Here is a 10,523-nt window from a genome sequence, read left to right on the forward strand (position 1 = left end):
ACTGGTTTACAAACTGTTGTTACTGTACCTCATAAACCTGCAATACGCTGTAAATCACACCAAGGAGTCCTCCTAACCATAAATACCAGGGAATCTGAATTAATCGTCCCAAGGCAGGTAATGAGAGATGTGACATGACAGTAAACAGTAACAATGCCACTGTTCCTAATGAAAAGGATACTGTCGCTGCAAGTAGTGGATGTCCAAGCTGTTTAGCTAATTGAGCATTAATTCCAGCTTGAGTAGGCAGCAGCGTCCCTGCAAGCAACGCAAATATTAAAAACAGCAACTGCATCGTCTTAATTCCTCATACCTGGTTGATTCAACCCAGCGTTAACAGCATTGACTTGCACTAATCCTGCCAATCAATTTTAGCTTGCTCGTGAGCGATCGCTGTGAAAGAATAGATCGCGTTGCTCCCTGGCAAGCGGCAGTGGCATTGCCATCGATTTTAGGGAAGATGGTTCGCCAAACATATGACTCTATTGGCGAATTGTAATCACTATTCCAAAACCCTTAAAATGTCTAGCGTCTCACCCTAGAAATTGTGGTCTACATGATTTGCTAACAAAGTCAAATCTCACAAGGTTCCATAATCTAGAAGGCAAACACAACGAGAGAAAATACAAATGAACAATACCGCAAGTTTCGATGCAACGAGTTTTTCCAAGACATTTACTCATCATACTGCAAACATAAACGGTATCCGTCTGCACTATGTCACAGGGGGCCAAGGCGAACCGATCATACTGTTGCCTGGTTGGCCCCAAACGTGGTACGCATGGCGCAAAGTTATGCCTACTTTAGCACAGCATTACACCGTCATTGCTCTGGATATGCGTGGCTTGGGCGATTCTGACAAGCCAAAGTCCGGCTACGACACACGAACTGTCGCTGCTGACATCTACTCGTTAGTCGGCGAACTCGGCTTGAAGCGCATCTTCCTAGTCGGGCATGATCTTGGCTCGTGGGTCGCTTATGCCTATGCCGCCGCTTACCCACATAGCGTGCGCCGCTTGGTAGTCCTAGACGCCGCTATCCCTGGCGTCACTCCGGAGCAAGCGTTTGAATTGTCGCGTGAGTCGAAAACATGGCAGTTCTTTTTTCATGCTCTTCCTGACCTGCCGGAGGAACTGACAGCGGGACGGGAACGGCTATATATCTCTTGGTTCTTCCGAACGAAGTCGGCGAACCCGGAGTCAATTAGCGAGACTGATATCGATGAATACGTCCGCTGCTATTCCGCCCCTGGAGCCATGCGGTCTGGGTTTGAGTACTACCGTGCAGCCTTCGACGATATAACTCAGAACAAGGAGTATATGAAGACAAAGCTGAAGATGCCTGTTCTGGCATTGGGTGGAGAAAAAGCTACAAACATCAAGATGCTCCACACGATGCAGGCGGCAGCCTCTGACGTTTGTGGTAGCGTGGTAACAGATTGTGGTCACTACATCCCTGAAGAGCGCCCTGACTATCTGGTAGAGCAAATTCTTTCCTTCTTTGGAGAGGAAAAGCCATGAACACTGAAACATTTTGAACCTAATAACCGTGATCCGAAAGGACTATTGAAATGAGATATGGTATCTGGACGCAGAGGTTCGACAAGTCGAACCTCTAACTTTTCACAAGATGTAGAAATCCGGCTAAAGTTTGCGATATATTAAACGCGAACTTAATCGGATAACAAAAAACCTATTAGCGATCCCTGACTATCTAATCAGTATTTAAGGGTTTGAGACTCAAGCACAGTGCGAAGTTCTTGATAGGCATCGCGGTTGAGAAAAAACTTTATTGGTTTCTTTTTGGAATACTCTTAACGGAGTTCTAAGCCTGATTAATGAGTATCAAAGACTCATTAAACTATATCGTCACACCAAGTTGTATTCTAAAACATATCTCTTCTGCCCCCATATTTCCACGCCGCTCAGTACAAGTGCCCAATCACAAATGACAAATGACTATGACTCAAGAAAGGGGCAAAGTTTACCTCGTAGGTGCTGGGCCTGGAGATGTGGCATACCTGACGGTAAAAGCTTACAATCTCTTAGCTGCTACTCAGGTTTTAGTCTACGATGCCTTAGTAGATGCTCAATTATTGCAGTGCGTACCACCTGATTGCTTGAAGTTGGATGTCGGCAAACGCGGTGGTAAACCCAGTACAACCCAAGCACAGATTAACAAGTTACTGGTAAAGCATTGCCAGCAAGGAAAACAAGTTGTCCGGCTCAAATCAGGCGATCCGTTGATTTTTGGGCGTTGTACTTCCGAAATTGAAGCGTTGAAAGCATCTGGTTGTGATTTTGAACTAGTACCAGGAATTTCCTCAGCCCTTGCAGCACCTTTGTTAGCAGGAATTCCCCTCACAGATCCGGTGTTGAGTCGCACTTTTGCAGTGCTTACAGCTCATGAACCAGAGGTTTTAGACTGGGAAGCACTCTCACGCTTAGAGACACTGGTAATTTTGATGGGAGGGCAACATCTGCCAGAGATTGTCCATCAACTAGTGCGACACGGGCGATCGCACTTAACACCCATTGCCATCATCCGTTGGGCAGGAACTCCTCGTCAACAAATTTGGACAGCGCAACTGGGCAATATTCTGGAACAAACCAGCGAATTATCCCTTTCCCCGGCAGTAATTGTTATTGGCGAAGTTGTTGGGCTACGCAAGTACTTACAACCTGAGAATATATATTTAGACGAAATTATCAGGCAGGAGCCTGGAGAAACGCATTCCCAACTTCTGCCTGGGAACGAGAGTACTCCCACACCCCAACCTATGTTAAGTAACTTCCCCCCCTCATCTCCTCTTCCCCTGACTGGCAAAACAATTCTGGTGACACGTTCAGTAGGACAGTCGAGCCAATTTAGCGATCGCCTCATCGCATCAGGTGCAACAGTGATTGAAATGCCTACCTTAGAAATCGGCCCGCCCTCTAGTTGGGAAGCTTTGGATGATGCGATCGCTCATTTATCTGACTTCGACTGGTTAATTCTCACTTCTACCAATGGCATAGACTACTTTTTTGCAAGGCTAATCGCCCAAGGTAAAGATACCCGTGCCTTAGCAGGCGTCAAAATTGCCGTTGTTGGCGAGAAAACAGCCCATAGTCTCAAACAACACTCTCTTCAACCAGATTTTATTCCCCCCAACTTTATTGCCGATTCTTTAGTGGAAAGTTTCCCAGAGAAACTGGATGGTAAAAAGGTTTTATTTCCCAGAGTTGAAAGCGGCGGCAGAGAAGTTTTGGTTAAGGAATTAACTCTCAAGGGAGCAAAGGTGATAGAAGTTGCTGCATATCAATCTTGTTGTCCTAGTGGTATTCCACCTGAAGCAGAGTTAGCTCTCCAAAACCGCAAGGTAGATGTGATTACCTTTGCCAGTTCTAAAACTGTACAATTTTTCTGTCAACTTACTAACAACATATTTTCCAGCAACTTTGATATTAGTCAATTCTTAGAAGGAGTTTCTATTGCCTCTATCGGGCCTCAAACCTCCAAAACTTGTCATGTTTTATTCGGACGCGTGGATATAGAAGCTGAAGAATATACTTTAGATGGTTTAACGCAAGCAATAATAACATGGGCGACAAATTCTTAGTATTAAATGACCAATGTCTAAACGTATAATCGGCTTAACCGGAGGTATTGCCACAGGCAAAACCACTGTCACCAATTATTTAGCTAGCGCTTATAACCTGCCGATTTTGGATGCAGATATTTATGCTAAAGAGGCAGTGTCTTTAGGTTCGTCTATTCTTGGTGCGATCGCTCAACGTTACGGCGAACAAATTTTACTAGCAGATGGCAGCCTCAACCGCCAAAAGCTAGGTGAAATTATCTTTAATCGTCAAGATGAACGCAACTGGGTAGAGAATTTGATTCATCCAGATGTGCGCGATCGCTTCCTCAAAGCAATTGCCCAATCTTCCTCACAAATACTGGTGTTAGTAGTGCCTCTATTATTTGAAGCGGGAATGACTGATTTAGTTAGAGAAATCTGGGTAGTGCATTGTTCTCAAGAGCAACAATTACAAAGATTAATACAACGAAACCATTTAAATAGAGAACAGGCACGAGCCAGGATCAACAGCCAATTATCTATCGAAGAAAAAGTGACTCATGCAGATGTCGTTTTAGATAACTCCTCCACCCTAGAAGTATTACTAGAGCAGGTAGATGTAGCCTTAAAAATCACTAGTAAGGACTAAATGCTATTTATCTGAAAAAAGATACATAGATGACATTCTCAAGACATAAAAGCTTTATAAATTTTCGGATTATCTAGTTAAATAAAAGAATGTCATATCTGACCTATTATTGTCCAATAATTCGGTGATTTTACAGTTGAAGCTGCAATTGATGGTACTGTAAATTTAAATAGTTGTTGGGCAAAAGATATCATGGAGTAAAATCAAACATTAATTCAAACATTAATTCAAACATTAATTTAAACATTAATAACTAAAAATTAAGATTTAAGAAAAAATAATTTAAAATCATTGATCTTAGTTTTAAAATTATTATTAATTATCTTCTCAACGAACTGCTTAATTAGACATTGGGCGATAAATTGCCTTTACTAGCTGTCAATGTGGTTAATTACTAACTAGATTGTCCACCTGTTCAATTCTGGATTGGTGATTGAAAGAGATTTAGATTCACTTAGAGTCCAGAACTTTTTGTTATAGATTTATTCTTTGGGATAACTAACTTATATCTTTGCTCACAACAGGTATGAACTTAAGTTTTAGTTTTTTAAGTAAGTTAACCCTAGTTAGCTTTCCAGCAAACGAATTAAAAAAGAAGAATAAAATACACGATTATAGCCAACAAGCTTGGGGAAGCGACTACGTATTTGAGCGCCTCAATGAAGGAATGATCGGGTACATGACTGGAATCGGGAAAGGTGTTAAACTGCGCGATCACATTGTTTTACAACAAGGTTGTGAATCTTATCAATATCAAGTTGAAGAAATTGATTACTACTCTGAGCCATCTGATATGTGGATAGCTTTACTCAAGCAAGTACTGGTTGAGTAAATGTTAAAGTAAACCAGTTGTTTCAATTGCATTCTTGCGATGCCTGCGGCAAGCTGCTAAAAGCGTCTAAGCATAGGCTTAAACCTTTATTTCTCAAGATATTGAACTTTCTCAATTTCACCAGAATTAGTCACAATAGAAAAAGTTTCCCGCCCCAGACTAGAACTTTTACACCATAAATTGGGCTACTTCCCTTAATTGGATAAAGTCGAACTAAGCTGTTGAAGAAACTTAATATTCAAGTCTAGCTTTTCTCCTAACCATAGGGAATGAACCGCGTGGTCTGCGACAGCATCGCCTGTGTCAGGGTGGACGAGAATATCCAATCCCTCACGGTTGAGCATTAACCAAGGAACTACTTTATCAAACTGATTCGGTAAGAAAGCAACTTGATACATTCCTTTTGGGTGAGGCCCAATGGGCTTGTCAAACCAGCGTCCGAGTTGCACATCAAACCTAGCGCCCAATCCTTCACGTACACGCGCAGCTACATCGCGACTCGCGGTATCGAAGTAAACATGAGCATGAAAACCAGTGATCTCGATAGTATCTTCTTTCATAGATCCACTTTTCGCTCTCAACTCTAATTTTGGGTAGCGGACTTTTTCTTTCTCACTGAAAAAGCGATGTCTACGACGGGCTACGCCTACGCTCAATTTTAGCCTAATACCGTGCAGTTAAGGCGCATTTGTGGAGATTGACTCTACAGAGGTCATCGATTCAGGTAAGAGGTAGGCGAGAATAAACCAAATTCAAAATTTGGTTCGCTAAGATTTATGCAATGTTAGTAGTTAGTTAACCCTGAAAGTTGCTTGAAGTTTTTTTTATAATTTCATCTGTTATCGGAGTAGCTGAAAGATGCACAACATGCACTGAACAAGAAGCATGATGAAGAACATAGTTACTCACACTACCGAGAAATAGTTCCATCAGCCCAGAACGACCCCGACGCCCCATGACAATTAGGTCAGCACCATAACTATGGGCTAAATCACAGATGATGCGACCAGGATTACCAATATTTTGTGTAAATTCCGTAGTTACACCTGCTGTGTTAGCTTCGGCAGAGAAAGATTGCAGCATCTGGATTCCTTGATCTTTAAAGGTATCCCACTGCTGTTGGTATAACTCAAAGTTTTGACTGCTCAATCCCGGATAGTAGTCCAAATTAGACAGCATAGGCCCATAAGGACTACCCTCTTCTTCGGGAGATAGGACATGCAGTAGCATTAAGCTAGCTTGTGTTAACTTTGCTAAACCCAACGCCTTCTCAAAAACTTGTTGCCTTATTTCCGAGCGATCTAATGCAACTAGAATCTTTTTAAACATCATGTAGACCTCCGATTTCATTAGTAATTTGTCTTTACGGTTTCGGGTTTCCAGATGCTGGATTGTCAAAAATGACCAATACCTCAACTATGTTTGGCAACTTTTGAATTTTAAATTTCTTAAAGGTTTTTGCCCCATATTTATATATACAGCAAAACAATTTGAGGAACTTGTGAAAAAAGTAAAGATTTATCTTTGATTATTAGGGAGCATCCCGTTTTGGAAGAAACATCTTTGAACCCTCACCCTAAATTCCCTTCAGCCAAAAACCTATTTTGGGTTTATCCCATATTAGGTTTTAGAATTTAACAGAGTTCAGCAATATATACTAACTCTCATCGAGATCGAATAAACCATCGCCAGAAAAAAGGCAAGCTAAAGTGCCTAAATCAGTTTTCAGCGAAGAGTACAATCGGTTTCGCCAGCTACTTATCGAGGCCCGCAAAGCTGCCAAGCTCACTCAAGCAGAGTTGTCGGCAAAGCTAGGGCTTCCGCAATCCTATGTATCAAAGTATGAACGTGGAGAGCGTCGGCTTGACTTGATTGAATTTTTACAAGTTGCCCAAGTCCTACAAATAGATCCGCTGGCTTTTATCGAAGAACTGCTGAAATCCCAAATGGAGATGTAACACAATTGCAGATACAATTATCAGTCTGTTGGAACATTCAGGGTTAAAATTTTCATCACTTTGCCTGGTTCAGAAGCAGGAGATTCAGAAAAGGACGAGGAACAGTTCTAATTGAGAATATTGTTTGCTCAAAATCTACATAGCGATGTCTACGACGGGCTATCCAGCGTCGCACTTTGATTTAAACTTTATTGAACTCGAAGATTTCTCATAGGTATTCACTGTTTTATACTTTTATTTATTTGACTAGATATAAGTTTTTAAATTAACCAAGTATACTGAAATTCAAGTATAGATTAAATGTTAACTTATTTATGTTATGACTAACGTTTTTATAAGCTATCGACAAATTGATACTGAGCCAGCGGAAAAACTAGCTTTAGAAGTAGCTAGTGCTGGGCATCAAGTTTGGTTTGCTGAATGGAAAATCGATGTTGGTGATTCCATTGTTGAGCGCATTAATGAAGGGCTGGAAGGGCTAAGTTATTTAGTATTGTGTTACTCTTCGTCTGGTATGTCGCCGTGGGTAAATCGTGAATGGATGTCGGTTTTAGCGCAGCAACTGAGTGGACACGGTGTTAAACTTTTACCCGTTTTGCTGACAGGAGGCAAACCCCCTGCCATTTTGGCTGATATCAAGTATGCTGACTTAATTAAAGACTGGTCTAAAGGTGTATCTGATTTGCTAAGAGCTATCAAATGAAAGAAATACTTCAGCAGGTTCTTATAGCCCATGCAAAAGGAGAAGAGGAGTTTGCCGAAAAATTAGCAGAACCCATTCGAGAAGCGGGCTATGAAGTAGCGCATCGAGGAACGGTAATGGTAGGAGAATCTTTCGTTGAAGAAGCTTCAAAAGCTTTGAGTAGTGGTAGTCCGGTGGTACTTTGTGGAACTATCAAAGCATTGGGAACCAAATGGGCACGTCAGATTGTTAACGCTGCAAGAAGCAACTATCGAGTGCGAGTCTTTTGCGTACAAATGGATGAAGAAGCTGACGTAGAGACACTGGCATTTGATGAATGCATTGCTCAATATTGGCAAGATCCTACAAAAGCACAACAGGATTTAGTTACTGCTCTGAAAAAATATTATCCTTTGCAAGCACCTGCCGATTATGTTAAGGGGGGAAATGACGCAGAGCAGCGTTACCGAGAACTGGCTTTGGAGTCCTGCGACATTATCGACTTGGCTAACTTACCGGAGTCCGATCGCCATATTGCCACCCAGAAACTTTTACTACGTCGGCTTTACGTAGCACTCCGCGTTCAAGTAGAAATTGTCTTCAAAGCTGAAGTTGATGAAGTAGAATTAGCGGCAATTGAAAAGCGCCGCATTGCGATGCAGCGTAGGAGAGCAGGCTGGAGTAGTCAAGAAAAAGATGAAAGGGAAGATAGAGGTAAGCGGGTTCCCGTTGGAGAACGACTGGCTAAGGCTAAAAGATTAGTTGTGCTAGGAGATCCAGGGGCGGGAAAGACTACTATGATTCGTTGGATTACCACAGCCTACTTGCTGCGGCTCAAACAAGATCCAGACTGGAAGGATTTGCCTGATGTATCTACACTTCCTGATGAGGATTGGCTACCAATTATTATCCGTTGTCGAGATTTGAAAGATGTCAGCCTTAGTGGTTCACTAGACGATATTCTGCATTACACCTTGCGTAAGTCCGAGATGAGCGAGTCTGAATGCATTGCTCTGCGTGGCATTTTAAGACAAAAACTTTTACAAGGTACAGCACTGTTACTTATAGACGGCTTGGATGAGATCACAGATTCTCTTTTACGAGCTAAATTCTGCGAACAGATTGAAAAAATTTGTGACGCATACAAACAAGCTCCCATAATCGTTACCTCCCGCATTGTTGGCTATCGGGAAATGAATTACCGCATAGGGCGGCAGTTTGAGCATGTTACAGTAGCCGAACTGATAAAAGAAGATAAAGATGATTTTGCTAGTCGCTGGTGTGATATTACCGAATTACCAGAGCGAAAAGAAAAGGCAAAAACAGAATTGATTCAAGACATTCACAGTGCTGAACGCATTGAGCGTCTCACTGGGAATCCAATGCTGCTGACTACAATGGCATTGGTTAAGCGTAAAGTTGGTAAACTGCCGACTCGCCGACATAAGTTATACGCACAAGCAGTAGATGTACTACTGAATTGGCGCTCTGAAGTAGACAAACCGATTGATGATGATGAAGCATTACCGCAGTTAGAGTATATTGCCTATGCCATGTGTCATAGAGGAGTACAGCAGCTTCGGAAAGATGAAGTGATAGAATTATTTGAAAAGTTTCGAGAAGAGTATCCGAATCTTCATGACGTAAAAAAACACACACCTAAAGAATTTCTGAGTTTGTTGGAGCGTCGCACAGGTATTTTAGTAGAAGCGGGTGTTATTCCCCATAATGGCAGAGACATTCCTGTATTTGAATTTCGTCACCTGACATTTCAAGAATACTTGGCAGGATTGGCACTTGTGCAAGGTCATTTCCCTAACCGCGATCGCTCTCTCAACCTTGCTGACTATGTAGCCCCACTTGCTGCTCAAATTAATGAAGTGCAATCTGATCATCCTGTTCGCCTTGGCAGTCAGCAAGAAGTAGTGGTAACTGAAAACTGGCGAGAGGCACTACGTCTTTGTGTAGCCTCCTGCAATGATGATGATGTAGACAATGTTTTGCGAGCTATCCTCAAACCACTTGAAACAGAAGATGCTCAGATTACGGCTCGTCCCCGTGCAGTGCTGGCTGCTCTGTGTTTAGCTGATGAGCCTAATGTCAGTGAGCAAATAGCAATGGAAATATTGCTAGAGCTTGTTAAGAATATTGGTGAGTATGACGGTAATGCACCATTTTTGCAAACTAGTGTAGATACTGCTGCTAGAGAATTGGCTGAATCTCAGTGGGCAAAGATACTCTCTTCCATCCTTCTTCAAGAATTTCAACAAAGAGAAGCAAAAGTTCGCGGTGGTTGTGGGGGTCTTTTAGGAATGATTGCTACAGCATCTATGTCAACCGAGCCGGAAATTATCGAAAAATATTATGTGGAACAGGCATCTCGTCTTAAATTAAGACAAGAAGAATCTATAGAGACAGCCCTCATCATTGAGCAAATACTTTGGAAGAAAATTATATTTTCACAAATTCGTCAGCTTCATCAGCACTTTTTTGATGATGTGCGTGCAATGGATGATGTGTCTGGAATGGTAGATGCGTTGCTAGAAATGCTTACGGGCAGTTCTCCCACTTCCCATGCCGGAGCCGGAGTACTGCGATTGTTGAATGTTAATTTTCATCCTAGTATGAAACTTTGGCAACCATCAATAAAAGAAAAAGAGCAGTTAATCTCTTTTATCAGTAATCCAACATCTGATACACAAGCATTGGCTCTAATATCGGAAATTCTAGGTAACGAGCGTGAAAAGCAGGCAGTTGAACCCCTGATTGCCAAGCTTAATGATGCCGATAGCGATGTGCAGCAAGCAGTAGCAAGGGCACTAGGAGAGATTAAAGATGCA

General features: G+C 42.0%; 10 protein-coding genes. 7 read left to right on the plus strand and 3 right to left on the minus strand.

From position 1 onward, the window contains the following. Nucleotides 1-19: 19 nt before the first annotated feature. Nucleotides 20-295: a DMT family transporter gene (locus Q0541_RS30785; protein WP_298920098.1), complete on the minus strand. Its 276-nt coding sequence runs from the start codon at nt 293-295 to the stop codon at nt 20-22. 334 nt (nt 296-629) lie between these two features. Between Q0541_RS30785 and Q0541_RS30790 the strand changes: the two genes are divergently transcribed. The 4 genes from Q0541_RS30790 to Q0541_RS30805 all read left to right on the plus strand — a co-directional run bounded on the left by Q0541_RS30790 (nt 630) and on the right by Q0541_RS30805 (nt 5,043). Beyond that, nucleotides 630-1,520 (plus strand): alpha/beta hydrolase, encoded by an 891-nt coding sequence (locus tag Q0541_RS30790; RefSeq protein ID WP_298920100.1) that lies wholly within the window; start codon nt 630-632, stop codon nt 1,518-1,520. Between the two features lie 440 nt (nt 1,521-1,960). After that, on the plus strand, nt 1,961-3,601 hold the full coding sequence (gene cobA, locus Q0541_RS30795; protein ID WP_298920102.1) for a uroporphyrinogen-III C-methyltransferase: 1,641 nt from the start codon (nt 1,961-1,963) through the stop codon (nt 3,599-3,601). A 13-nt stretch (nt 3,602-3,614) separates the two neighbouring features. Further along, nucleotides 3,615-4,211, plus strand: a complete 597-nt coding sequence (gene coaE / locus Q0541_RS30800) for a dephospho-CoA kinase (protein WP_298920104.1) — start codon at nt 3,615-3,617, stop codon at nt 4,209-4,211. 526 nt (nt 4,212-4,737) lie between these two features. Continuing rightward, complete coding sequence (locus Q0541_RS30805) at nt 4,738-5,043, plus strand: hypothetical protein (protein ID WP_298920107.1); 306 nt, start codon at nt 4,738-4,740, stop codon at nt 5,041-5,043. Between the two features lie 194 nt (nt 5,044-5,237). On the opposite strand, the gene Q0541_RS30810 is transcribed toward Q0541_RS30805, so the two are convergent. Continuing rightward, nucleotides 5,238-5,603, minus strand: coding sequence for a DOPA 4,5-dioxygenase family protein (locus Q0541_RS30810; RefSeq protein WP_298920109.1), 366 nt, complete (start codon nt 5,601-5,603; stop codon nt 5,238-5,240). A 235-nt stretch (nt 5,604-5,838) separates the two neighbouring features. Then, a complete protein-coding gene (locus tag Q0541_RS30815; protein WP_298920120.1) occupies nt 5,839-6,372 on the minus strand; it encodes a universal stress protein in 534 nt (177 codons plus the stop codon). 380 nt (nt 6,373-6,752) lie between these two features. Here Q0541_RS30815 and Q0541_RS30820 point away from each other — a divergent pair, with 380 nt between their 5' ends. The 3 genes from Q0541_RS30820 to Q0541_RS30830 form a co-directional block, all read left to right on the plus strand. Beyond that, nucleotides 6,753-7,001 carry a helix-turn-helix transcriptional regulator gene (locus tag Q0541_RS30820; RefSeq protein ID WP_298920111.1) on the plus strand — a complete coding sequence of 83 codons (249 nt, stop codon included), beginning with the start codon at nt 6,753-6,755 and terminating at the stop codon, nt 6,999-7,001. Between the two features lie 319 nt (nt 7,002-7,320). Further along, nucleotides 7,321-7,704, plus strand: coding sequence for a toll/interleukin-1 receptor domain-containing protein (locus Q0541_RS30825; protein WP_298920113.1), 384 nt, complete (start codon nt 7,321-7,323; stop codon nt 7,702-7,704). Continuing rightward, on the plus strand, nt 7,701-10,523 hold a 2,823-nt coding region (locus Q0541_RS30830), incomplete at its 3' end, for an NACHT domain-containing protein (RefSeq protein ID WP_298920117.1). The genes Q0541_RS30825 and Q0541_RS30830, both read left to right, overlap by 4 nt.

It is taken from the genome of uncultured Nostoc sp., assembly GCF_937863485.1.
In the GTDB taxonomy this organism is placed as follows: domain Bacteria; phylum Cyanobacteriota; class Cyanobacteriia; order Cyanobacteriales; family Nostocaceae; genus Nostoc.